The organism is Methylobacterium sp. C25 (assembly GCF_021352225.1).
Taxonomy (GTDB): Bacteria; Pseudomonadota; Alphaproteobacteria; order Rhizobiales; family Beijerinckiaceae; genus Methylobacterium.
Window position 1 is genome coordinate 398,537 of the sequence record NZ_JAAUVI010000003.1, and the last position, 23,131, is coordinate 421,667.

General features: G+C 67.3%; 21 protein-coding genes. 12 read left to right on the forward strand and 9 right to left on the reverse strand.

What is annotated here, in order from left to right; translation table 11 throughout:
* Positions 1-46 precede the first annotated feature (46 nt).
* Positions 47-1,141 carry an NAD(P)H-dependent flavin oxidoreductase gene (locus HCU64_RS11785; protein WP_233384079.1) on the forward strand — a complete coding sequence of 365 codons (1,095 nt, stop codon included), beginning with the start codon at positions 47-49 and terminating at the stop codon, positions 1,139-1,141.
* On the opposite strand, the gene fliP is transcribed toward HCU64_RS11785, so the two are convergent.
* Positions 1,138-1,881 (reverse strand): flagellar type III secretion system pore protein FliP, encoded by a 744-nt coding sequence (gene fliP, locus HCU64_RS11790; protein WP_233384080.1) that lies wholly within the window; start codon positions 1,879-1,881, stop codon positions 1,138-1,140. The two genes, HCU64_RS11785 and fliP, sit on opposite strands and share 4 nt — an antisense overlap.
* A 77-nt stretch (positions 1,882-1,958) precedes the next feature.
* The gene (locus tag HCU64_RS11795) at positions 1,959-3,104 is read right to left on the reverse strand and encodes a hypothetical protein (RefSeq protein WP_233384082.1); all 1,146 of its coding nucleotides are present in this window, start codon (positions 3,102-3,104) and stop codon (positions 1,959-1,961) included.
* Positions 3,105-3,446: 342 nt separating this feature from the next.
* Between HCU64_RS11795 and flgB the strand changes: the two genes are divergently transcribed.
* From flgB to cckA, 7 genes are all read left to right on the forward strand, one after another.
* Positions 3,447-3,869 (forward strand): flagellar basal body rod protein FlgB, encoded by a 423-nt coding sequence (flgB, locus tag HCU64_RS11800; protein WP_233384083.1) that lies wholly within the window; start codon positions 3,447-3,449, stop codon positions 3,867-3,869.
* A gap of 21 nt (positions 3,870-3,890) precedes the next feature.
* Positions 3,891-4,301 (forward strand): flagellar basal body rod protein FlgC, encoded by a 411-nt coding sequence (flgC, locus tag HCU64_RS11805; RefSeq protein ID WP_233384085.1) that lies wholly within the window; start codon positions 3,891-3,893, stop codon positions 4,299-4,301.
* Between the two features lie 5 nt (positions 4,302-4,306).
* On the forward strand, positions 4,307-4,621 hold the full coding sequence (gene fliE / locus HCU64_RS11810; RefSeq protein ID WP_183503145.1) for a flagellar hook-basal body complex protein FliE: 315 nt from the start codon (positions 4,307-4,309) through the stop codon (positions 4,619-4,621).
* Between the two features lie 63 nt (positions 4,622-4,684).
* Positions 4,685-4,951: a flagellar biosynthesis protein FliQ gene (gene fliQ, locus HCU64_RS11815; protein WP_183503147.1), complete on the forward strand. Its 267-nt coding sequence runs from the start codon at positions 4,685-4,687 to the stop codon at positions 4,949-4,951.
* A gap of 24 nt (positions 4,952-4,975) precedes the next feature.
* A complete protein-coding gene (gene fliR / locus HCU64_RS11820; RefSeq protein ID WP_233384087.1) occupies positions 4,976-5,740 on the forward strand; it encodes a flagellar biosynthetic protein FliR in 765 nt (254 codons plus the stop codon).
* A gap of 26 nt (positions 5,741-5,766) precedes the next feature.
* Positions 5,767-6,834 (forward strand): flagellar biosynthesis protein FlhB, encoded by a 1,068-nt coding sequence (gene flhB, locus HCU64_RS11825; protein WP_233384088.1) that lies wholly within the window; start codon positions 5,767-5,769, stop codon positions 6,832-6,834.
* Between the two features lie 133 nt (positions 6,835-6,967).
* The gene (cckA, locus tag HCU64_RS11830) at positions 6,968-9,667 is read left to right on the forward strand and encodes a cell cycle histidine kinase CckA (RefSeq protein WP_233384090.1); all 2,700 of its coding nucleotides are present in this window, start codon (positions 6,968-6,970) and stop codon (positions 9,665-9,667) included.
* Positions 9,668-9,681: 14 nt separating this feature from the next.
* On the opposite strand, the gene HCU64_RS11835 is transcribed toward cckA, so the two are convergent.
* Both HCU64_RS11835 and HCU64_RS11840 read right to left on the reverse strand, forming a co-directional pair.
* The gene (locus HCU64_RS11835; protein WP_233384092.1) at positions 9,682-11,304 is read right to left on the reverse strand and encodes an acyl-CoA synthetase; all 1,623 of its coding nucleotides are present in this window, start codon (positions 11,302-11,304) and stop codon (positions 9,682-9,684) included.
* Between the two features lie 27 nt (positions 11,305-11,331).
* Positions 11,332-11,931 carry a nitroreductase family protein gene (locus HCU64_RS11840; protein WP_233384093.1) on the reverse strand — a complete coding sequence of 200 codons (600 nt, stop codon included), beginning with the start codon at positions 11,929-11,931 and terminating at the stop codon, positions 11,332-11,334.
* Between the two features lie 151 nt (positions 11,932-12,082).
* Here HCU64_RS11840 and HCU64_RS11845 point away from each other — a divergent pair, with 151 nt between their 5' ends.
* The 3 genes from HCU64_RS11845 (at position 12,083) to HCU64_RS11855 (ending at position 14,343) form a co-directional block, all read left to right on the forward strand.
* Positions 12,083-12,871, forward strand: coding sequence for an enoyl-CoA hydratase (locus HCU64_RS11845; RefSeq protein WP_233384094.1), 789 nt, complete (start codon positions 12,083-12,085; stop codon positions 12,869-12,871).
* Positions 12,872-12,983: 112 nt separating this feature from the next.
* Positions 12,984-13,466 (forward strand): SRPBCC family protein, encoded by a 483-nt coding sequence (locus HCU64_RS11850; RefSeq protein ID WP_233384095.1) that lies wholly within the window; start codon positions 12,984-12,986, stop codon positions 13,464-13,466.
* Between the two features lie 70 nt (positions 13,467-13,536).
* Positions 13,537-14,343, forward strand: coding sequence for an endonuclease/exonuclease/phosphatase family protein (locus HCU64_RS11855; RefSeq protein ID WP_233384096.1), 807 nt, complete (start codon positions 13,537-13,539; stop codon positions 14,341-14,343).
* Here the strand turns inward: HCU64_RS11855 and HCU64_RS11860 are convergent.
* From HCU64_RS11860 to HCU64_RS11880, 5 genes are all read right to left on the reverse strand, one after another.
* Entirely contained in the window at positions 14,234-15,670 is a 1,437-nt protein-coding gene (locus tag HCU64_RS11860; protein ID WP_233384097.1) for a phospholipase D-like domain-containing protein, read from the reverse strand. The two genes, HCU64_RS11855 and HCU64_RS11860, sit on opposite strands and share 110 nt — an antisense overlap.
* 146 nt (positions 15,671-15,816) lie before the next feature.
* Positions 15,817-18,075, reverse strand: a complete 2,259-nt coding sequence (locus HCU64_RS11865; RefSeq protein ID WP_233384098.1) for a TonB-dependent siderophore receptor — start codon at positions 18,073-18,075, stop codon at positions 15,817-15,819.
* Between the two features lie 491 nt (positions 18,076-18,566).
* The gene (locus HCU64_RS11870) at positions 18,567-19,325 is read right to left on the reverse strand and encodes an anti-sigma factor family protein (RefSeq protein WP_233384099.1); all 759 of its coding nucleotides are present in this window, start codon (positions 19,323-19,325) and stop codon (positions 18,567-18,569) included.
* Between the two features lie 154 nt (positions 19,326-19,479).
* Positions 19,480-20,148, reverse strand: a complete 669-nt coding sequence (locus HCU64_RS11875; RefSeq protein ID WP_233384101.1) for a sigma-70 family RNA polymerase sigma factor — start codon at positions 20,146-20,148, stop codon at positions 19,480-19,482.
* A gap of 104 nt (positions 20,149-20,252) precedes the next feature.
* Positions 20,253-21,386: a patatin-like phospholipase family protein gene (locus HCU64_RS11880; protein WP_442785946.1), complete on the reverse strand. Its 1,134-nt coding sequence runs from the start codon at positions 21,384-21,386 to the stop codon at positions 20,253-20,255.
* Between the two features lie 399 nt (positions 21,387-21,785).
* Between HCU64_RS11880 and ispG the strand changes: the two genes are divergently transcribed.
* Entirely contained in the window at positions 21,786-23,117 is a 1,332-nt protein-coding gene (ispG, locus tag HCU64_RS11885) for a flavodoxin-dependent (E)-4-hydroxy-3-methylbut-2-enyl-diphosphate synthase (protein WP_442785947.1), read from the forward strand.
* Positions 23,118-23,131: the final 14 nt, after the last annotated feature.

Genomic DNA, 23,131 nt, shown 5'->3' on the forward strand with positions numbered 1-23,131 from the left:
GATCGGCCTATCTCAGCCGCAGTGAAACACTAGTCGGACCTTCGCCATGGAAGAAAGCACCGCGAGCTGGCCGGATCGCCGCATCCTCGACCTCGTCGGCCTCACGCATCCGATCATCCAGGCACCCATGGGCGGGCCCAAGCTCGGGCTCACGGCGGCGGTCACGGGCGCGGGCGGCCTCGGCTCGCTCGGCTGCGCGGCGATGAGCGCCGAGCAGATCCGCGCCGCCATCGCCACGATCCGCGAAAGCACCGACGGGCCGGTCAACCTCAACTTCTTCTGCCACGCGCCGCCGCCGGACGAAGAGCCAGGGGATGCCCGCTGGCCGGCGCGCCTCGAGCCGTATTACCGCGAGTTCGGGATCGATCCGGCCGCCGCGCCGGCGATGGCGAAGCGCGCTCCGTTCGACGAGACGATGTGTGCGCTGGTCGAAGAGCTGCGGCCGAAGGTAGTCAGCTTCCATTTCGGCCTGCCGGAGACGAGATGGCTGGAGCGGGTCCGCGCCGCCGGCTCGCTGGTCTTCGCCTCGGCGACGACGGTGGCCGAGGCGCGCTGGCTCGACGAGCGGGGCGTCGACGCCGTGATCGCGCAGGGAGCGGAGGCTGGCGGCCATCGCGGCATCTTCCTGCCCGGTGAGATCGCGGCACAGCCGGGCCTCTTCGCGCTGTTGCCGCAGGTGGTCGACGCCGTGAGCGTGCCCGTGATCGCGGCCGGCGGGATAGCCGACGGGCGCGGCGTCGCGGCAGCCTTCGCCCTCGGTGCCTCCGCCGCGCAGATCGGAACTGCCTATCTGCGCTGTCCCGAGGCCGGCATTTCGCAGGTGCACCTCGACGCCCTGCGCGCGGCGCGCGACGAAGACACCGCGCTCACCAACGTCTTCACCGGCCGACCGGCCCGTGGCCTCCTGAACAGGGCGATGCGCGAGCTCGGCCCCCTTTCGGACGACACACCGTCTTTCCCGAAGGCCGCCGTCGCGCTGCAGCCGCTGCGCGTGGCAGCCGAGTCGCGGGGCGACGGTGATTTCTCGCCGCTCTGGTCGGGACAGTCAGCTGCGCTGGCGCGTGATCTCGGGGCAGCCGAGCTGACACGGCTACTGTCGGAGGAGGCTCGCAAGCGGATGGCCGAGATCGGCCGCCGCTAATTGCCGTAGCTCTGCACTAGCGAGCCGGCCACCAACGTCCAGCCATCGACCAGCACGAAGAAGATCAGCTTGAACGGGAGGGCGACGGTGGCCGGGGGCACCATCATCATGCCCACTGCCATCAGGATCGACGCGACCACGAGGTCGATGATCAGGAAGGGGATGAACAGGAGGAAGCCGATCTCGAAGGCGCGACGCAGTTCGGAGATCATGAAGGCGGGCGTCAGCACCTCCAAACCGACCGCCTCGGGCCCGGAGGGCACCGGCACCTTCGCCATGTCGAGGAACAGCTTGAGATCCTTCTCGCGCACGTTCTTGAGCATGAAGGTCTTGAAGGGCGCCGAGGCCCGCTCGAAGGCCACCGCCTGCGTGATCTGGCCGGCCACCAGCGGCTCGATGCCGTTGCGGTAGGCCTCCTTGCCCACCGGCGCCATGACGAACGCGGTCAGGAACAGCGCGAGGCTGACGATCACCGCGTTGGGCGGTGCGGTCTGGGTGCCGAGCGCCGAACGGAGGATCGAGAGCACAACCACGATCCGCGTGAAGGAGGTGGCCATCACCAGCACGGATGGCGCCAGCGCGAGGACCGTGATCAGCGCGACGAGTTGCAGGGCGCGCTCGGTGACGCCGCCGGTGCCGAGGTCGACGCTCACGCTCTGCGCATGCGCCGCCCCTGCGCTCAAGGCGAGGAGCGTGAGGCCGGCGAGGCTAGGGATCAGGGCTCGATTCGAGGGTCGCATCGCGCGGGCAACCTGCGTCGCGGGGGCGCCGCGCACAAGCGGCGCGCGGCCACGCTGTCCGGCGATCTTCAGGCCGGTCAGTTCTTGCGATCGAGGGGGCGGCCGAGGAGCCTGGCGAACTCGGTCTCGATCTCCTCGACGGTGAAGGGTGAGCCACCCGGCGCCTGTCCCGGCTTGATCTCGGGAGTCTCCGGCGGAGGAGGTTCCTTGGCGGGCGGTGGTGGTGGCGGTTCGGCCACCGCGACCGCGACGGAATCGGGCTTCGGCGCAGGTGCCGGCTCGGATGCCGGCGGCTGGGGTTGAGGCACTGGGTTGGCCCGTCCCAGCATGAAGGAGGGGTTCGGCCGTGCCGTGGCTTGGGCGATGACCGGTTCGGGGGCCGGAGGGGGCGGTGGCGGCGGGGGAACCGGGGCAGGCTCCGCCTGCTCGGCCGGCAAGGCGGGAGAGCCTGGCGGCGGCGTCACGGCAGAAGATTGCCGGCGCAGGGCCGTCTCGAGCTGGCGCGCCATGTCCGATAGGGCTTCCGGATCGAGCGGTCGCGGGGAGCCGGACGACATCAGCGACGGCGGCACGAAAGGCGGCGAGCCGCCGGCCTCGGCCTGCGGTTCCGACCGATCGCGCTCGGGTGCGGGATCCGGGCGCAGATCGGCGAAGGACGGCGTCGCGCGGCGCAGGATCCGGCCGACCTGGGAAATGCCGATCCGCGACGTCACCGGATCGGCAGCCCGCCGATCCGTCGGAGCAGCCTCGGGCTCGAACAGGGCTGGGTCGAGGGGAGGAGCACGCCCGGCGGAGGCAGGCTCGTGCACGTTGGTGCCAGGTTTCGGCGGTGGCACCACCAGCGGCATCTCGAAGGGCGACGTGCCGAGCGAAGCGGATCCCTCCTGCCGGCCCTGCACCGGCGCCATGTCGGATGCCGGCTCAGGGCGCAGCACGGTGTCGGCCGGCAGGCGCGAGCCGGCGCTGCGGATGACGTTGCGCTCGACCACGACGTCGTTGGGGCCGCCGACGAGGAGCAGATGCTCCACATTGTCCCGGCGCAGCAGGATGAGCTGGCGCTGCCGATCGAGCTCGTAGATGTCGACGATGCCGAGCCGCGGCTGGCGCGAGCGGTTTGCCGTGCGCGTCGCCGTCGACAATCCCCGGCCTGCGATGCGCCGGAACAGCAGCACGGCCCCCATCAGCAGGATGAGGATGACGAGGAAGATGACCAAGAACTGCAAGTAGTAAGGTCCGTCTGAACTGAAGAACTCTGGCAAGACGGGACACTCTCGTTGTCCGGGCCAAGCCGGCCGGGCCTGCGATGCCGCACGAGAGTATCGCGTTCGGCCCGGCGGCAGGCAACAAAGGTGAAAACTTCGTTAACAGCTTCGCGCAGGCACCGGAGTTCCTTCGACCCGTAGAGACCGATGTTGCGGCGGCTATCGGTCTGTTTACGCAGCAGTGTCTCGATTTAACGGTCCATTAACCATGGACGCGGCATTTTTTGCCGACCCGGAGCGCGTTACTCGGCAAGCGTTGCCGAGCATCCCGCCGCTCGCGGCTGAGGCGAGGACCCGCCGCCCATGTCGCTCACCGATCTGCCCATCCTCGGCATGCTGCGCAACAAGATGCAGTGGCACCAGGCCCGTCAGGCGCTGCTGGCCGAGAACGTGGCCAATGCCGACATGCCGCGTTTCCGCCCGCGCGACCTCGCCGAGATCAGCAGCACCTCCGGCCCAAGTGGCCTGACGGCACCGTCGGCCGCGGTCGTCGGCGGCGACGGCCTTGCCCGGACGAATGCCGGTCATATTGGCCTGGCCTCGGCCGATGGGCCGAATGCCGAAGCCAAGCGCTTCAAGGGGTTCGAGGTCCGCCCGAGCGGCAACGGCGTCAACCTCGAAGAAGAAATGATGAAGGCCGGCGAGAACCAGAGCGACTACCAGATGGTGGCCTCGCTCTATCAGAAGAGCCTCGACGCTCTGAAGATCGCTGTCGGCAAGCGCTGAAACCTCTGAGCGGAGCGCGCCATGGACTTTCTCAAATCACTCGGCATTGCCGCCTCGGGGCTCAAGGCCCAGTCCGGCCGCATGCGGATCATCGCCGAGAACATCGCCAACGCGGATTCTGCGGCCAAGACGGCCGGCGGCGAGCCCTATCGCCGCAAGGTGCCGACCTTCACGAGCCGCTTCGACAGCGAGCTCGGCGCGACCATCGTCGATACCGGGAGGGTTCGGCGCGACCAGTCGCCGTTCCGCACCAAGTACGATCCCGGAAACCCCGCGGCCAACGAACGCGGCGAGGTCTCGCTGCCCAACGTCAACGGGCTGATCGAGAACATGGACATGCGCGAGGCTCAGCGCTCCTACGAGGCCAACCTGAACATGGTCACCGCCACCCGGCGTATGATCTCCAAGACTCTCGAGATCCTGAAGGCCTGACCGCCATGGCGACCTCCTCCTTCGCCGCGGGCGCCTATGCCGCGGCCCAATCGATCGGCCGCCCCATGGCGGCACCGAAGCCGCTGCAGACCGCAGGAGCCGGCAACGGCTTCGGCTCGCTCCTGACCCAGGCGCTCGACTCGGTGGCGCAGACCGGCGCCAAGGCCGACGCGCAGACCCTTTCGGCAGCGAGCGGCAAGGCCAACGTCATCGATGTGGTCACCGCAGTGGCCGAGAGCGAGACCGCCCTCCAGACGCTCGTAGCCGTCCGCGACCGCGTGATCTCGGCCTACGAGGACATCATGAAGATGCCGATCTGACTGCTCTCAACCCTCCCCCGGTGCGGGGTAGGGAAAAACTTCACCCGCGCGAAAACCCAAAAAATGACCGGACTCGCCATCCTCGACATCGCCCGCGACGGGATCTTCACCTTCCTCAAGGTGGCGGGTCCGCTGATGATCGTCGCGCTGATCGTCGGCCTCGCAGTCTCGCTGTTCCAGGCGCTCACGCAGATCCAGGAGCAGACCCTGATCTACGTGCCGAAGATCGTTGCGGTGTTCGGCACGCTGCTGCTCATGCTGCCCTTCATGGGCGACGCACTCGGCAGCTACATGACCCGCATCGCCGAACGCATCGCCTCGGGCGGCTGAGGGAGCGTTCTGGTATGACGGGCCATGAACCTGCTTCTGCCCGGCATCGCGGCGGCCTTCCTGCTGACTTTCGCGCGCGTCGGCGTGCTGATGATGCTGATGCCGGGGCTCGGCGAGCAGAACATCTCGGCCCGGATGCGGCTCTCCCTCGCCCTGCTCGTCACGCTGGTGCTGTTTCCCACCGTACGCCCGCTTCTGCCGGCAACCGACGGGGCGCAGGGAGGTCCCGCTCTGATCGGGGTGCTGATCGGCGAGATCCTGGTCGGGATGGTGCTTGGGCTCACCGTGCGCATGGTGCTGGCCGCCCTTCAGACGGCGGGCGTGGTGATCTCGCAGTCGCTCGGCCTGTCCTACGCCATGACCGTCGACCCGATGACGGCCTCGCAGCAGGTCACGCTCGGCAACTTCCTGTCGCTGCTCGGCGTGACGCTGATCCTGGCGACCGACCTGCACCATCTCGCGCTCGACGCGATCGGGCGCAGCTACGTCCTGCTGCCGCCGAATGCGCTCCCGAGCATGGGCGATGCGGCTCAGCTCGCCATCACCGCGATCGCGCGCGGCTTCACGTTGGCGATCCGGATCTCGGCGCCGTTCATCGCCTTCGGCATCCTGTTCAATCTCGGGCTCGGCGTGCTGTCGCGGCTGATGCCGCAATTGCAGGTCTTCTTCGTCGCGGTGCCGGCCTCCATCCTGATCGGCATGCTGATCCTGGTCGCGGCGCTCGGCGTGGTGATGGGCGTGTTTCTGGACGATCTCGGCCGGTATCTCGGGGATTTCGTGGGCCGGTGAGCCGCATGGCGGGAGGCTGCTAGGCCATGGCCGAGGGCGCGGAACAGGAAGACAAAACAGAAGAACCGACACAGCGGCGCATCGATCAGGCGATCGAGCGGGGCGACGTCGCGAACTCGGTCGAGATCAACACCTTCTTCATGCTCGGCGCCTTCACGCTGGCGCTGATGCTCGCGGGCGGCCCCGTCGCGACGACGCTGATGACCGACGTCCGCGGGTTCCTGGCAAACGCCCACGCGATTCCCCTGGACCCACACGCTTATGGCGGTCTCGGCGGCCGGATCCTGATCATCTTCCTGCAGGCCGTGGCGATCCCGGCGGGCATGGTCGGCGCGGCGGCTCTGGCAGCCGGCCTGATCCAGCATCGACCGGTCTTCACCGCACAAAGCCTCGCGCCGAAGTTCGAGCGCATCTCGCCGATGTCCGGCATGAAGCGGCTGCTGGGTGTCGAGGCGCTGTTCCAGTTCGGCAAAGGGCTCGCCAAGCTCGTTGTCGTCGGCACCGTCGCCGGGACGATCCTGTGGGGAGAGCGCGACCGGCTGGAATCCTTCGCGCAACTCGATCCGGGCTCGGCGTTGCAAGCGGTGCTGACGCTCTCGCTCAAGATGATGGGCGGCGTGCTGGCGGCCTATGTCGCGATCGCGCTCGGCGACGCACTCTACCAGCGCCACCGCTGGCGCAGCCGCCTGCGCATGTCGAAGGAAGAGCTGAAGCAGGAGCACAAGGAGAGCGAGGGCAACCCCGAGGTGAAGGGCAAGCGCAAGCAGCTCATGCATGCGCGGGTGAAGAAGCGGATGATGGCGGCGGTCCCCACCGCCACCGTCGTCGTCACCAACCCGACCCACTTCGCAGTGGCGCTCCGCTACGAGCCGGGCATGGGTGCTCCGATCTGCGTCGCCAAGGGCGTCGACTCGCTCGCCTTCCGTATCCGTTCGGTGGCGACGGATGCCGGCGTGCCGGTCATCGAGAACCCGCCGCTCGCCCGCGCGCTGCACGCCACCGTCGAGATCGACGACGAGATTCCGGCTGAGCATTATCGCGCGGTTGCAGAGGTGATCGGATTCGTGCTTCGCCTGCGCAAGCGGGCCGCATGACGCGAGAGCTTTCGCCTTCGCGGAACGCCACGGTTTATCCACCTTTTTTCGCGAGATTTTTCCGTTAGTTCTCCGAAGTCGCCAGCGCAGGTGCGCGCATGGTGGCACGGGCTCGACGGATGGATGGGGCCTGATGGCTGAGGAGAGCGGAGCGGTGGGATCGACGACGACGCCAGGAGCGGCGTCGATCGATCGTTCGGAGCGACCGGGCCGCGTCGGGCTGCTTCTGATGTTGGCAGGGTTGCTGGTCGGCGCGGCCGTTGGCCTGTCCTTCGTCGCCACCGACCAGGCGCAGCCCCTGATCCTCGGCCTGCTGGCGCTCCTCGCCATGGCCGGCGTGTTCTTTCTTTTTGCCCTGGCGATCGGCGCCCTCCAGCTCGCAGGCCGCTCGGGCCGCGATGACGTCACCCGCGGGATCGTCGACGCCGCGCCCGAAGGCGTCGTGGTGGTCGAGGATGGCGGCCGGCTGATCTACGCCAACGAGGCCTATATGCGGCTCGCGGGCGGCGACAGCTTCACGACCTTGCGGCCCGTCGAGCGCATCTTCGTCGGCGCGCCGGAGGTGTCCGAGGCCGTTTTCCGTCTGGCCGAGGCCGGCCGCGACGACCGCGCCCATACGGAGGAGGTGCGCATGGCCCCTCCCCCGGTCGGCGCCGCCGAGCGCGATGCCGCCTGGTACCGGATTTCGGTGCGACCCGTCGCCCGCCCCGGCCGGAGCGCCGCGCTCTGGACAGTGAGCGACATCACCCACGAGCGCGAGCGCCAGGAGAACGTCTTCCAGGAACTCCAGCACGCGATCGACTATCTCGACCATGCGCCCGCCGGCTTCCTGTCGATCGATGGCGCCGGGTCCATCGTCTACATGAACGCGACGCTCGCCTCCTGGCTCGGCTACGACCTGGCCACGGTGGGCTCCGGTGGCCTCAGGCTGCTCGAGATCGCCCCTGGCGCCGACGTCTTCACCCACGCCACCGGCCTGCCCGGCGAGGTGCGCACCGACCGCTTCGACATCGATCTACGCCGCCGCAACGGCCATCCGCTGCCGGCCCGGCTCTATCATCGCGTCGCCTACGGACAGGACGGCAAGCCCGGCCCCTCGCGCACCTTCGTGCTCAACCGCTCGGCCGGCGCCGAGAGTGATGAGCCGCAGCGCGCGGCGGAAGTGCGGCTCGCCCGCTTCCTCAACAACAGCCCGATCGCCATCGCCACGGTCGACCGCGACGGCCGCGTGGCACGCGCCAACGCCTCGTTCATCCGGCTCTTCACCGACATGCCGCGCCAGCCCGGCGCTGGCGCGGCGGCCGACGCGCCCGAGCCGATGATGCGCGAGGCCGTGCTGGAGCGCGACCGCGGCGCCCTGGAAGCAGCCCTCGTCAAGGCCGCCAACGGCACTGGCGAGATCGAGCCGATCGAGGTGGCGTTGGCCGGTCCCGGCAACCGCTCCGCCCGCGTCTGGATGAGCCCGGCCGATGCCGAGGTGCCTCAAGCCGGCAAGGACGGTGCAGCGGCGCAGGCGGACCGCGAGCGCATCATCCTCTACGCTCTCGAAACGACGGCACAGCGCCAGCTCGAACAGCAGGTCGCGCAGGCCCAGAAGATGGACACCGTCGGCCAGCTCGCCGGCGGCATCGCGCACGATTTCAATAACGTCCTCCAGGCGATCATCGGCTATTCGGACCTGCTTCTCGCGAGCCACAGGCCGACCGACCACGCCTTCCAGGACATCATGCAGATCAAGCAGAACGCGAACCGGGCCGCGAGCCTGGTGCGCCAGCTGCTGGCCTTCTCGCGCCGCCAGACCCTGCGGCCGGAGGTGATGAGCGTCGGCGAGGCGCTGGCCGACCTCACCCTGCTCCTGAAGCGCCTCCTCGGCGAACGCGTCGCCCTCGACCTCAAGCACGGTCGCGACGTCTGGCCGGTGAAGGCCGACGTGAACCAGTTCGAGCAGGTCATCGTGAACCTCGCGGTCAATGCCCGCGACGCCATGCCGAGCGGCGGCAAGCTCCTGATCCGCACCGCCAACGTCGCACAGGGCGACGAGCGCCCCACCGAGGTGCCGGCCGGCGAGCACGTCCTGATCGAGGTGCTCGATACCGGCGAGGGTATCCCGCCGGAGATCATGGAGAAGATCTTCGAGCCGTTCTTCACAACGAAGGAGATCGGCAAGGGCACAGGCCTCGGACTCTCGACGGTGTTCGGCATCGTCAAGCAGTCGGGCGGCACCCTCGATGTACAGTCGAAGGTCGGAGAGGGCACGGCCTTCCGGATCTACCTGCCTCGGCACATCCCGGAGGCGGAGCCCGTCGTCGAGGAGCCGGCGATCGAGGCCCCCTCGCAGCGCGCCGCAGCTGCATCCTCGGCGAAGATCGCCAAGGAGCGCCTGAGCGAGGCGCTGCAGAAGCCGACGCCCGCCACATCGTCTCCGGAAGCCGCCCCGCCGCCACCTGCCGCCGCCGACGTTGCCGGCCACGCCACGATCATGCTCGTCGAGGACGAGGATCCGGTGCGTGCCGTGAACTCGCGCGCGCTGATGGCCCGCGGCTACACCGTGCTCGCAGCGGCCTCCGGGCCGGAGGCCCTGCGCCTCATGGAAGAGCACGAATACAAGGTCGACCTCGTCGTCTCGGACGTGGTGATGCCGGAGATGGACGGCCCGACCCTGCTGCGCGAGCTGCGCAAGACGCGGCCCGACCTCAAGGTGATCTTCGTCTCGGGCTACGCGGAAGACGTCTTCCGCAAGAACCTGCACGAGGGCGAGTCCTTCGACTATCTCGCCAAGCCGTTCAGCCTGAGGCAGCTCGTCGAAACCGTGAAGACGACACTGGCGAGCTGAGTCTCGGCGGCCTTTCAGGCCGTCCCGTCGCGCAACTGCCGCCGGATGATCTTGCCGGTGGTGGTCATCGGCAGCGCATCGAGGAATTCGAGCTCACGCGGGTATTCGTGCGCCGAGAGGTTTTTCCGCCCGAAGGCCAGGATCTCCGACGAAAGCGCCTCGGATGGCGTGAAACCTTCGCGCAAGACCACGAAGGCCTTCACGATCTCGGTGCGCAGCGGATCGGGCTTGCCCACGGCGGCGGCGAGCGCCACGGCCGGGTGGCGCAGCAGGCAATCCTCGATCTCGGTCGGGCCGATGCGATAGGCGGCCGAGGTGATGAGATCGTCGTCGCGCCCGACGAAATGGATGTAGCCATCCGCGTCGCGGCGGCCCGTATCGCCGGTCATCCACCAGCCGTCGCGGAACTTCTTCGCGGTGGCCTCGGGCTGCCGCCAATAGCCGAGGAACATCACCGGATCGGGCGCCTTCACGGCGATCTCGCCGGTCTCGCCGATCTCGGCATCGCTGCCGTCCGAACGTAGGATGGCGACGCGATGGCCAGGAACCGGCTTGCCGGTGGAGCCGGGTCGCGCGACGCCTGCACGGGCACAGGAGGCAAGGACGAGGTTGCACTCGGTCTGGCCGTAGGCCTCGCCGATGGTGAGCCCGAGGGCATCCCGTGCCCAGGCGAAGGTTTCCGGCCCGAGCGCCTCGCCGGCCGAGGCGATGTTGCGCAAGGTAGACAGGTCGAAACGCTCGCGGGGCTTCTCCACTCCGCGCAGCATCCGCAACGCCGTCGGGGGCAGGAAGGCGTTGGTAACCCGCAGATCCGCGATGAGCTGGAAGGCCGCCTCCGGCTCGAACCGACCGAGAGGCCGCGCCACCACGGGCATGCCACGGCGGAGCGAGGGCATCAGCACGTTGAGGAGGCCGCCGGCCCAAGCCCAGTCGGACGGCGTCCACATCAGGCCGCCGCCTTCCTCGGGGAAGTCGTGCATCATCGACCAGCCCGGCAGGTGCCCCAGCAGCACGCGGTGGCCATGCAGCGCGCCCTTGGCGAGCCCGGTCGTTCCCGAGGTGTAGATCATCAGGGCCGGATCGTCGGGTCCGGTCTCGGAGGTCACGAACTCGGCCGAGGCCCCGGCGAGAACCTGCGAGAGGCCTTCGGCCGGGCCGGAGGGGCCATCAACCGAGAGGAATACGGTGAGGTCCGGGAGCGACTCCCGGATCGGCTCCAGCTTGGCGAGGCCGGCAGCGTTGGTGACGATGGCCCGCGCACCGGAATCGGTGAGACGGTAACGCAGGGCCTCCGCACCGAACAGCCCGGCCAGAGGCAGGGCGATGGCGCCGAGCCGATAGGCCGCGAGATGTGCCACCACAACGGCCGAGGATTGCGGCAGCAGGATTGCGACGCGGTCCCCCGGCCCGATGCCGCGCGTAACGAGCGCGTTGGCGAGACGGTTCGACTCCTCCCTGAGCCGCCCATATGTCACGGGGGCGACGGCGCCCTCCGCCGAGACCTCCAGGATCGCCGGGCGATCCGGTTCGGACAGAGCCCAGCGGTCGCAGACGTCGACCGCGATGTTGTAGCGATCGGGAATGTCCCAGGAGAACCCGGCGACGAGCGCCGCATAGTCGTTTGCGGGTTTCAGCACGTGCGTCGGGCTCTTTGGGGAAGGCTCTCAGGCGTCTCGGGGCGGAAAGCCGCCCTTAAAGGCGAAGTCGGTGACGGGGCGCCGGGCATTCGGCGTCTCACGCCCGCGCTGCTCCTCGGCGAGGCTGTCATGCGGGGTCTTGCGGCCGATCGCGATGGCTGCCTCGATGCGGTGATCGGCCGGCAGCTTCAGCACCTCGGGCGCGCGCTGGTGGTCGAAGCCAACCATGCCGTGGGCATGCCAACCCTGCCGGATCGCCTGCAGCGCCAAGCTCTGCCAGGCCGCGCCGGCATCGAAGGAGTGGCTGTAGGACGGCTTGATCTCGTCACCGACCTTCATGTTCTTGTTGGAGGCGATGAACAGGATCGCGCCGGTATCCTTCACCCATTTCTGGTTGCCGGGCACGAGCAGGTCGAAGAAGGTCTGCCACTCGGGCGTGTCGCGCAGCGCGTAGACGAAGCGCCAGGGCTGCGAGTTGTAGGAGGACGGCGACCAGCGCGCGGCCTCGAACATCCGCAGCAACTCGGCTTCCGGCAGCGCCTCGCCGGTGAAGGCGCGCGGCGACCAGCGGTCGACGAAGAGCGGATCGATGTCGTGGTCGGTCTGGCGCGGGTTCGGCTCTGTCACGGGGTGCGGTCTCCTCGGCAGGGGCGGAAAGCGCACCTATGCCACGGAGAAAGCCGGCTCGACAGGGGCACTTTCGGCGGGGTTTCTTGCCCTCGGCCGCTCGCTGTCCGAGGGTCGGAGACACGAACCCGATCGACAGGGAAGGCGCCCGATGACCGATGCCCCGACAGCTCTCGTGCTCCGCTCGGATCGCGACGGGGTCGCGACCCTGGTGCTCAATCGCTCCAAAGCGCGCAACGCTCTCTCGCTCGCCATGCTGGAAGCGCTGCGAGAGGCCTTCGCGAGCCTCGCCGCGGACGACGGCATCCGCGCCGTGGTGCTCGCCGCGGAAGGTTCCGCCTTCTGCGCAGGTCACGATCTCAAGGAAATGACCGCTTTCCGCGCCGAGTCCGACCGGGGTGCCGCGCGGTTCTCGGCGCTGTTCGATCTCTGCGCCGCTGTGATGATGGCGATCCCCGCCCTGCCGCAGCCGGTGATCGCGGCGGTGGAGGGCATCGCCACGGCGGCGGGCTGCCAGCTCGTCGCTTCCTGCGATCTCGCAGTTGCCGGTGAGGAGGCGCGCTTCGCGACGCCGGGCGTGCAGATCGGCTTGTTCTGCTCGACGCCGATGGTGGCGCTTTCGCGAAATCTCTCGCGCAAGGCCGCGATGAAGATGCTGCTGACGGCCGATCTCGCGGACGCCGCCGAGGCCAGGGCGCTCGGCCTCGTCAACGAGGTGGTGCCGGCGGGGAGCGCGTTGTCGGCCGCGCAGGATTTGGCCGCAGGGATCGCCCGGCGCAGCGCCTATACCGTCCGCGTCGGCAAGCGCGCCTTCTACGAGCAACTGGAGATGCCGCTGGCGGAGGCCTATGCCCATGCCGGCCGGGTCATGACCGAGAACATGCTCGCGCGATCGGCGGAAGAGGGCATAGACGCGTTCCTGAACAAGCGCTCGCGTTGATCAGTGGGGTCGCCGGCCTATTCAGATCGTCTCTGTCGGCTTCGCCAAGCCGCTCTAGGTGTCTTCACAGCTCCAAGGGTCTGAGGTCGAAACCCCGAGCCGGAGGACGTCCATGATCAGATCCGCAATCGGTGCCGCCGCTTTTCTCGCAGCAGCCGTCACGGCCGCGCCCGCCTTGGAAGTGGTCAAGGCCGTCACCATCGCCGCGCCTCCGCAGAAAGTCTGGGACACGATCGGCAATTTCTGCGGGATCGGGGACTGGCATCCGGCCATCGAGCATTGCGAGGCCTCGATGCAGGACGGCAAGTCGATCCGCACGCTGAGTCTCAAGGGCGGCGGTACGATCGTCGAGACCGAACTGTCCCGCAGCGACGAGAAAATGAGCTACAGCTACGCGATCCTCGACGGACCGCTGCCGGTCGCCGGCTACATCTCGACGCTGGCCGTCACACCGGGAGGCGAAGGCTCGCGGGTGACCTGGTTCGGCGTGTTCGAAGCGAAGGGAGCCGACGATGCGAAGGCAACGGCCGCAATCTCGGGCATCTACGAAGCCGGGCTCGCCGCCATCTCCGAAAAGGCCAAGGCTGCGAAGTAAGCGCCGACCTCGGTAACGACGCACGGTCGCGCTGCCTTTCAAATGACATTCGGGGACGAAACCTGCACGCATGATTCGACGCCTCCGCCGCCGTGAGCCCGACCCCTCCCATCCGAGAGAGACGAGCCAGGCGTTTCCCCCGGGCACCCGCAAGATCGTCAGTTGGAATCTGCTGCGTCGGACCGGTGCGGCAGTCGACTGCATCGTTGCCCTCGTCGAGCGCGAAAAGCCCGACCTCGTGCTGATGCAGGAGGCGACGGAGGGCATCGCCGCGATCACCGAGCGCCTCGGCGGCGTGTTCGCGCGTGCGCCCCTACCGGGGCGCATCCACGGCCCGGCGATCTGGAGCCGCGACCCTTGGGACACGCCGCCGGAGGTGGTCACGCTGCCCGCCGGCATCATCGTCGACCGGGTTTGCCAGGTCCTGAAGCTCGGCGATTTTGGCGTCGCCAACGTCCACCTCTCGCACGGGCAGATGATGAACAGGCGCCAGTTGCGGCGGATCGAGCTGCACCTGCCGGAGCGCGCGGCGGTGCTCGGCGACTACAACATCGTCGGTCCGGCCCTGCTTCCCGGCTTCCACGACGTCGGCCCGCGTCGGCCGACCCATGCCATGGCCGGGGTCGCGCCCTTGCGCCTCGACCGCTGCCTGGTGCGCGGCCTCGCCTGCCACGGCCACGCGGTCCTGCCGCGCGGGCTGTCGGACCATCGTCCGATCGTCGTGCACCTCGCCCCGGCTACCGAGGATGCCCCGCAGCGCCGGCGGATCAGAGATATGGCAGCAGCAGTCGCACGGCTGCGTCGCGAAGGCGGACGGGCAATGCGCGGGCGTCGAGGTCGGCAAGAGTTAGCTGAGTCGCCTGCTTCGACTGGATGAAATCGTCGAGGCGCCCCGCAAGCTCCTCGTCATAGACCTCGACGTTCAGCTCGAAATTGAGCCGGAAGCTGCGCGAATCCCAGTTCGCGCTACCGATGAAGCTCCAGCACCGGTCGATCACCAGCGCCTTGGAATGGTCGAAGGGTGGATCGTCGAGCCAGATCCTGACGCCAGACGCGAGCAGGGGCGCCACATGCGCCCGCATGGCATAGTCGACGAAGTGGTGATCGCTGCGGCGGGGGACCACGATGTCCACCGAGATGCCTCGGGCTGCGGCAAGGCCGAGCGCATTCGTGATCAGCTCGTTCGGCAGGAAATAGGGCGTCGCCAGCCGGATCGAAGATCGCGCACAGGAGATTGCCTGCAGGATTACGGTGGCGATTTTCTCGATGTCTGCGTCCGGACCCGAGGTCACGACCCGCGCCGTCAGGTTACCGACCGGCTCCAGGGTCGGCAGCCAGCACTCGCCCTCGAGTTCCTCGTCCGCCACGAAGGCCCAGTCGGCTGCGAAGGCCTGGGCGAACTGCTCGACCACCGGCCCCTCGACCCGGAAATGCGTGTCGCGGATCGGCCAGACCGGCTTCGAGGCGAGCCGGTTGCCGTCGGAGATGTTGACGCCTCCGGTGAAAGCGACGCGGCCGTCGACGATCAGCAGCTTCTTGTGCGAGCGCAGATTGAGGAACGGCATCCGCCAGGGCAGCGCCGAGTGCATGAACAACCCGGCCGGAACGCCGGCACGGGTCAGGTGCCGCCAGGCCGCGGGACGGAAGTAGCCGCTGCCGATGCCGTCGATGATGACGCGGACCTCGGCCCCACGCGCCTTGGCGGCCACCAAAGCCGCGATGAAGGCGTTGCCGATCTCGTCGTCGCGAAAGATGTAGCTCGACAGCGCGACACTGGTGCATGCGCTCTCGATCGCCGCCAGCATCGCGGGATAGGCCTCGTCGCCGTTGCGATAGACGGCGATGGTCGTGCCGGCGACGGTAGGCAGGCCGGTGACCGCGCGCACCGCCCGGTCGAGTGCCTCGTAGGCCTCCGGCACGACAGCGGTGGGTTGCGGCGTCTCGTCGATCTGTTGCGAAGGCTTGCGCTTGAGCTTGCGCGCCCGCCGCTCGACCCGGTTGATGCCGAGGATCAGGTAGAATGCACTGCCGAAGACCGGAGCCAGCCAGGCGAGGCCAATCCAGCCGATCGCCGCACCGACGACGCGCTTCCTGAGCAGCACGTGCATGGTGACGGCGAGTGAAAGCACGAGCCCGATGAGCGCGAGCACGTCCGAACGCACGGACGCTGTCGCCGCGAGCCATCGATAAAGAACCTCTTCCAACGGGCGTACACTCGAGACTGCCGGAGTCTCGACGCATAGGGCAGGCGCACGCGGCGGGAAATAGATGGTCCGCTGAGCGATCAACCGGAAAACAAAGAAGCCCCGCCGCGAGGCGAGGCTTCCTTGGTCGATCGGGACGAGTCTGCTTACCAGCGGTAGGTGAGCGTGCCGAAGACGCTGCGGCGGAAGCCCTGGAACACGTAACCCTGGTAGAAGCCGGCGTTGTAGTACTTCTCATCCAACAGGTTGGTGGCGTTCACTGAAAGCACCGCGCCCCTCCAGGCCGGATCGAGCCGGGCGAGGTCGTAGCTCAGCGAGGCATCCACCAAGGCGTAGGACGGGATGTCGTCGACGTTCGTGGAATTGGTGCGCTGCCCGACATATCGGACACCGGCGCCGGCCCGGAAGCCGCCAAGCGGCGAGCTGAGCGGGAAGGTGTAGTCAGCGAACAGCGAGAAGGTGTTGTTCGGCGCATTGACTAGCCGCTTCCCGACCAGGGCGACGTTCTGAGGGTTCTTCGTCACCTCGGTGTCGAGGTGCGCATAGCCGTAAACAATGTTGAAACCCTCGAACAGGTTCGCCTTGCCCTCGATCTCGAAGCCCTTCGACTGAACTTCGCCCGTCTGAACGAAGAACCCGGGAGCGAGCGGATCAGCCTGCGCGATATTCGTCTGGGTGATCTCGAAATACGAGGCCGTGTAGAGCTGGTTCGTCCCGACCGGCTGCCACTTCACACCACCTTCGATCTGCTTTGCCTCGCGAGGATCGAGCCCCGATCCGTCAGCCTTCTGGCCACCGGCCTGCGGGTTGAAGGAGGTTGAATACGAGACGAAGGGAACGACACCAAAGTCGAACTCGTAACCCAGCGCAACGCGATAGCTGAGGGCGGAGACATCAAGTTTCGAACGGGCACCTCCAGAGGCGCCGACCCTTGGATATTGAACGAAGGTATTAGTCGTCTGATTTGCCCAGTCGTTTCTGACGCTTCCGGTAAATATGAACCCATTCCATTTCATTTGGTCTTGGAAATAAAGACCAGTCTGCTGCAACGAAGCGTCAGTGGTGATGTTGGGTCGCGCATCGAACCCAACATTGGCGAAATTGTAGACCGGATTATAAGGGTTTATGAAAACATCGACCGTCCCGAACGGAAGACCTTGATAGAATTTTCTTTCGTCGTGGCGGTGATAGTCCTGATAATCGACACCCGCTACGATGCTGTGCTGAATGCCCCAGGTATCGAACTGTCCTTCGACGTGATTGTCGGTGAGAAGCCCGTGGCTGGACTGGTTACGAACGTAAGGCGCCGTCGCCAAAGTGAGAAAGTTGGCAGGCGTCTTCGTCACATCTGCGCCGAAGGCCTGATACTTCGCATCGGCTTCGAAGTAGCGGAACGCGGAGTGGAACAGCCAACCCGGCGCAAAGGTGTGATCGAAGATGTAGCCGATCTCCTTGTTCTCCAGGAGCCCGGTATTGAAGTTCGGTGCACCGATGAGGGTGTTGGGGTCGAATTTGCCCAAGGTGCTCGAGCGGAGTGTCCCGACGATCGGCAGGCTCTGCTCCGCACCGCCACCCCGGAACTCGGCATACTTCGCGAGCACGGTCAGCGATGTGTCGCTGTCCGGCTTCCAGGTGATCGCCGGCGCGATGAAGGTGCGGTCATCCGGCGTGTACTTTACCTGGCTGTCCGAGTCCCGGATCAGACCAGTGATGCGGTAGGCGAAGTCGGGCGCTCCCTCGACCGGGCCGGTCAGGTCGAAGCCAGCCTGAACGCGGCTGCGATTGCCCGCCTGAATGAAGACCTCGTTCGAGCGCGTGAAGCTCGGACGCTTGGAGACCAGATTCACGATGCCGCCAGGTTGTCCCTGACCGTACAGGGCCCCGACCGGGCCCTTGATCACGTCGATGCGTTCGTAGGCATAGGGCTCGACGTTCTGGTCGAACGAGTTGAAGCCGTAGCGCAGGCCATCCTCGTAGACGCTGTCGAAGTTGTTGGCGTTGAAGCCGCGCAGGGTGAAGGTCGGGCCGCCCTGTCCGCCCGGATAGTCGACTGCCTGGATGCCAGGCGTATAGGCGACGGCCGTATTGAGATCCTGCACGCCGCGGACGTTCATTTCCTCGCGCGTGATCACGCTCACGTTGTTCGGCGTCTCGAGGATCGAGTCGTTGCCCTTCATGCCCGCTGTCGAGCGCGTGGCGACGAAGCCGGTCGTGCCGAATGTCGGCTGCTGGCCTTCGACCGAGATCTCGTCGAGGGTCGTGGAGCTCGCCGCCGCGCCTTGCGGCCTCGCGGCTTGCGCATGAGCCGACACCAGACCGGAGAGCAGCGCGGCGGTGGCAACGCCTGCCAGCAATCCGCCATGAAGCCCGCAGCGTCCGAAGACGCCGTCTCGTGTCGTGCGCATGATACCCAAGCCCGTTCGTGTTCTTGACCCGCGTGACAGCGTTCGCGCGGAGCTTGGCTATTCCAGTAATGTTGCTCGACATTTCTTCAATCGCGACTGTTTAGACGCGATCTAAAAACACATTACCGTCCGAGGCAGGGCGGCCTGCGGGTGCAATGGCTAAGCTGTTGCCATATCAGTGGTCTTGGGGCGCCGAGGTCGCACCGGGCGTGCCCAGAAGCGGCCTTTCGAGACCGTTTGGCGCCTGTGCGCGTGTCGAATCTGCAACGCTTGGAACTGGGCAGTCCGACCCATCGATGAGGGCGGACGATGTCACGCCACAATCGGGCGCGCCGCCTGTGCGCCTGCCCTAACGATTCGAAGCCGCACCTCGAGCCGTAGCCGGAAAATGACCCGGATCGCGTTTGCCGTCGATCTTTCAGAGAGCCGCCCGGCATCATGCCGAAGACGGCGCTATGTCGGGCTTATCGCCCGCGGCGGGTGCTCACGCTCTACTTGGCGGAGAGTTGAACGGCGGCTGCCGACAGGCCGGCATCACCGTGGCCACCGCTGAGGGTGTAGGCGGTCTGGCCCGAGCGCCAATAGGCGGTCGCGCCATCGGCCGATCGGGTCAGCCCGTCCGGACTCGCTCCACCTGCGGCCTTGCGGGTTGCGAACAACGAGAGATCGCCGAGCGCTCCCGCATCGATCGCGACCTCGACGCCGGGACCATTGCGCGAGGGGAAAACCTGCACGTCGCGCACACTCCAGCCGTTCGGCAGGTTCGGCAGCGAGAGCCCGGTGGCGGCTTCGAGGTCTGCGCGGTCATAGGCCGAGACCGGGCGCTGCGAAGTCGTCTTGGCGCGCACCAGCACGGCCTGGCGTGCCTGCTGCGCCTCCTCGACCAGAGCGGAATCGATGGTGGAGGCCTGGCTGTCCGGCACGCCGAAGGTGCCGATCTCGGTATGCGCGAGCCAGCCTGCACCGACGAGCACGACGATGGCGGCCGCCCGGCGCAGGCGCGCGCCGACCCGCTGCCAGGCCATAGACCGGTCGAGGCGGCGCGCTCCGGAGCGCAGCCGCTCCGGTTCCAGTCCCGGTGAGCTCGAATAGATCTCTCGCAATGCGTCGCGGTCGCGCAGGTCGGCCATCACCCGCGCGGCATCCTCGGGATGCTGCGCGAGATGGTTCTCGACCTCGAGACGGCGCATCGCGCCGAGCTCGTCGTCGACATACGCCGCGAGATCGCTTTCCGTGATCGGGTCGATCATCACGTCACTCTGCCTTTCCGGATCGCTCCGTCAGAGAAACGTCGGCCCGACCGTGCCGGGTTGGCGCTTCTGAATTGTTGTGACGCCCTCTTCCGAAGAACCCGTCTCCGGGTCGTCGGACGGCACTTCAGTGATCCATCCCCGGTGGCGAGGATCAGCCCTCGCCGACCGCCTGCCTGTGCTGGAACCCGGGGGTCTCCCCGGCGTGCTCCGTCTCACCTATCCCTGGGCGCCCGGCACTTGCGACGATGCGCAAAATCGGACGCCCACGCTCAGGAGGGCTCGAAGGCTGCCTCGCCTGCCTGGGCGCCTCGACAACGCGCTCGGGTTCGTTGTCCTCGAAGGCGCGCAAAGCCGCGCGGCCGCGGCCGAGCCGCGACATCAGCGTGCCGATCGGGATGCCCAGCACGGCGGCCGCATCGGCATAAGCCATGCCCTCGAGGGTCACGAGGTGGAGCGCCGCGCGCTGTTCCTCGGGAAGAGTCTCGAAGGCCTTGCGGATCTGCGAAAGCCGGACCTGTCCCTCTTGTGCCGGCAGCGCGACGTCGTCGCTCAGCTGAACCAGCACGTCGGCATGGCGTGCCTCGACCTTCTTGCGGCGCTGCTCGTCGATGAAGACGTTATGCAGCACGGTCATCATCCAGGTACGCAGGTTGGTGTTCGCGCGCAGCGAACCCTTCGCCTCCAGCGCCTTGACCAGGGTGTCATGGACCAAGTCGTCCGCCTTCAACGCGTCGCGTGTCAGCGAGCGTGCGTAGCGCCGCAGAGGAGGCAGCAGGTCGACGATGTCGGGCCGCTTAGAGCGAGATCGGCTGGAAATCATGATATGTGAACGCCTGGAACCCGAGCGATAATCCGTGCCCGGGCTCCCGGCTCATGATAGCACGTGTGCTGGCGCACATGCGCTGGGTCAAATGCCTCTTTCCTCTACTGATATGCGCTCCTGAGATCGAGCGTGCTCTCGCGCCCGACACCGTCGAAGCGCTCGGCGAGCCAGTGCTGCGCCGCCTCGCGGCCCCGGTCGCGCAGGCGCTCGAGACCGCGCCAGCGGGCATCGAGGCGGGACGAGGCGTCGTAATCGTCGAGCGCTTCGGTGCCATCGATCCGGTGAATGAAGACGCGCTTGTCCGTCGCTCCGTCAGGCTCCTGGCCAGCCAGCACGTCGTGCATCACGTCGATGGCCCGCAATTCCCTCATCAGGTTGGCGTTGAAGGTGATCTCATTTAGCCGGTTCTGGATCTCCTGCGGCGTACGCGGCGTCTCGCGCCGCTCGACCGGGTTGATCTGGACGATGAGGATGTCGCGCGCGCACCTCCCCTCGCCGATATGCTGATGAAGCGGATAGAGCGCCGGGTTACCGAGATAGCCGCCGTCCCAATACGGCACGCCGTCGATCTCCACCGCCTGGAACACGGTGGGCAGGCAGGCCGAGGCCATCAGGTGGTCGGCCGTCAGGCCACCCCGCTCGAACACCGTGAGCTTGCCCGTCCAGACATTTGTGGCCGAAACGAACACGTCGGCCGTCTCCGCGCTGCGCAGCCTCTCGAAATCGACGGTCTGTTCGAGCGCCCTGCGCAGCGGGTTGATGTTGAGCGGATTGGAGACGTAGGGGCTCGGCGCCAGCACCTTCATCCAGAACTCGGCGAAGGGGTTGTCCTTGAACGCACCGACGACGCCGCTGACCATGCCACGCTGAACCGGCCAGAGATCGCCGTCGACGCTGGCATGGCGCCAGAACGTCGCCAGTGCCTCGCGTGCACCCTCGGGTCCGCCGGCCAGCCAGCCGTCGATCAACACCACGGCGTTCATGGCGCCGGCGCTCGCCCCCGTCACGGCGTCGAAACCGAGACGGCCGTCCTCGATGAGCGCATCGAGCACGCCCCAGGTGAAAGCGCCATGCGCGCCGCCGCCCTGGAGCGCCAGCGCCACCGTCTTCTCTGTCCTTGGGCCGACGAGCGGGTTGCGGCTCCGAGCTCGGGAAACGGGTGCGGCCTCGGCCGCTCCCTTGGGGACGATCGTGGACAAGGCTTTCAGATCGGAAGTCGTGCCGGTTTGAGCCATCCGAACCTCACAACGAAATGTTGCAACGCAAACTAAAATGCTGCGAAGCAATAAATAGGCTCGGTGTTAGGCGGTTCAAAACGGGATCGCGCATGGCTGTCCGGCGGCAACACTCCTTGCAGGCGTTCCCTGCCATCCGCCCGGCACGCTTCTGCCGCAATGCGGCGAGCGCTCGACATCGCGCGCGGGATGCGACATGAAGCGGCACGAAAATCGTCGATCGCCGCATGGTCGCCACCCATGCGCCGCGCGCGGTTGACGGTGGTCGTGGCCGCTCACAGCTAAAGCGGTCGCGGGCGCTCGCGGCATCGGGTAGAATGATGCGAGCAGTCCACGGCCACGCCCGACGAGACCGACGGAAGCGGCCACGTCTCCGAGCCAAGGTCCCAGATGGAAGCCATGGAATCTCCTGACGCCCTCTCGAACCCGATCGCACCCGAGAGCCCCAATATGCGGGGTCCGGAGATCGCGGGGCCCTCGCCGCGCCACCGCACGGAGGGCGTGACGGTCGGCCAAGGCGAAGGCGCGGTCACCGTCGGCGGCGGTGCACCGATCGTCGTTCAGTCGATGACGAATACTGATACGGCGGATATCGACGCCACCGTGGCCCAGGTGTCGCAGCTCGCGCGCACCGGCTCGGAACTGGTGCGTATCACCGTGGACCGCGACGAAGCCGCGGCCGCCGTGCCGAAGATTCGCGAGCGGCTCGACCGGATCGGCTGCCACGTCCCGCTGGTCGGCGACTTCCACTATATCGGCCACAAGCTCCTGACCGATCATCCGGCCTGCGCCGAGGCGCTCGCCAAGTACCGGATCAACCCGGGCAATGTCGGCTTCAAGAACAAGCGCGACGTGCAGTTCTCGACCATCGTCGAGCAGGCCATCAAGTACGGCAAGACCGTCCGCATCGGCGCGAACTGGGGCTCCCTCGACGGCGAGCTCCTGACGCACCTGATGGACGAGAATGCCAAGTCGCCGCAGCCGATCGACGCGCGCGCCGTCATGCGCGAGGCGATGGTGCAGTCGGCCCTGTCCTCGGCTCAGCGCGCCGAGCAGCTCGGGCTCGGCAAGGACAAGATCATCCTGTCCGCGAAAGTCTCGGCGGTACAGGACCTGATCGCGGTCTATCGCGAGGTCGCCCGCCGCTCGGATTACGCGATCCATCTCGGCCTGACCGAGGCCGGCATGGGCTCGAAGGGCATCGTCGCCGCCTCGGCCGCGATCGGCGTGCTGCTGCAGGAAGGCATCGGCGACACCATCCGCTATTCGCTGACCCCCGAGCCGGGCGGCGACCGCACGGTGGAGGTGAAGGCGGCGCAGGAACTCCTGCAGACCATGGGCTTCCGCACCTTCGTGCCGCTCGTCGCGGCCTGCCCGGGCTGCGGCCGCACGACCTCGACGACCTTCCAGGAACTGGCGCGCGACATCCAGAACTGGATCACCACCTCGATGCCGGAATGGAAGAAATCCTATCCCGGCGTCGAAGGCCTCAACGTGGCGGTGATGGGCTGCATCGTGAACGGCCCCGGCGAATCGAAGCATGCCGATATCGGCATCTCGCTCCCCGGCACCGGCGAGACCCCGACCGCCCCCGTCTTCATCGACGGCCAGAAGGCGATGACCCTGCGCGGGCCGACGCTCGCGAAGGATTTCGAGGGCATTGTCATCGACTACATCGAGCGGCGCTTCGGCCAGGGCGGTGGCTCGGGCACTCGCGACGCCGCTGAGTGACGGGATCGGCGCTC

Coding starts and splice junctions, on each gene's coding strand:
- HCU64_RS11785 (WP_233384079.1), top strand. CDS start 47: ATGGAAGAAAGCACCGCGAGCTGGCCGGATCGCCGCATCCTCGACCTC.
- fliP (WP_233384080.1), bottom strand. CDS start 1,881: ATGCGACCCTCGAATCGAGCCCTGATCCCTAGCCTCGCCGGCCTCACG.
- flgB (WP_233384083.1), top strand. CDS start 3,447: ATGTCGCTCACCGATCTGCCCATCCTCGGCATGCTGCGCAACAAGATG.
- flgC (WP_233384085.1), top strand. CDS start 3,891: ATGGACTTTCTCAAATCACTCGGCATTGCCGCCTCGGGGCTCAAGGCC.
- fliE (WP_183503145.1), top strand. CDS start 4,307: ATGGCGACCTCCTCCTTCGCCGCGGGCGCCTATGCCGCGGCCCAATCG.
- fliQ (WP_183503147.1), top strand. CDS start 4,685: ATGACCGGACTCGCCATCCTCGACATCGCCCGCGACGGGATCTTCACC.
- fliR (WP_233384087.1), top strand. CDS start 4,976: ATGAACCTGCTTCTGCCCGGCATCGCGGCGGCCTTCCTGCTGACTTTC.
- flhB (WP_233384088.1), top strand. CDS start 5,767: ATGGCCGAGGGCGCGGAACAGGAAGACAAAACAGAAGAACCGACACAG.
- cckA (WP_233384090.1), top strand. CDS start 6,968: ATGGCTGAGGAGAGCGGAGCGGTGGGATCGACGACGACGCCAGGAGCG.
- HCU64_RS11845 (WP_233384094.1), top strand. CDS start 12,083: ATGACCGATGCCCCGACAGCTCTCGTGCTCCGCTCGGATCGCGACGGG.
- HCU64_RS11850 (WP_233384095.1), top strand. CDS start 12,984: ATGATCAGATCCGCAATCGGTGCCGCCGCTTTTCTCGCAGCAGCCGTC.
- HCU64_RS11855 (WP_233384096.1), top strand. CDS start 13,537: ATGATTCGACGCCTCCGCCGCCGTGAGCCCGACCCCTCCCATCCGAGA.
- HCU64_RS11865 (WP_233384098.1), bottom strand. CDS start 18,075: ATGCGCACGACACGAGACGGCGTCTTCGGACGCTGCGGGCTTCATGGC.
- HCU64_RS11870 (WP_233384099.1), bottom strand. CDS start 19,325: ATGATCGACCCGATCACGGAAAGCGATCTCGCGGCGTATGTCGACGAC.
- HCU64_RS11875 (WP_233384101.1), bottom strand. CDS start 20,148: ATGATTTCCAGCCGATCTCGCTCTAAGCGGCCCGACATCGTCGACCTG.
- HCU64_RS11880 (WP_442785946.1), bottom strand. CDS start 21,386: ATGGCTCAAACCGGCACGACTTCCGATCTGAAAGCCTTGTCCACGATC.
- ispG (WP_442785947.1), top strand. CDS start 21,786: ATGGAATCTCCTGACGCCCTCTCGAACCCGATCGCACCCGAGAGCCCC.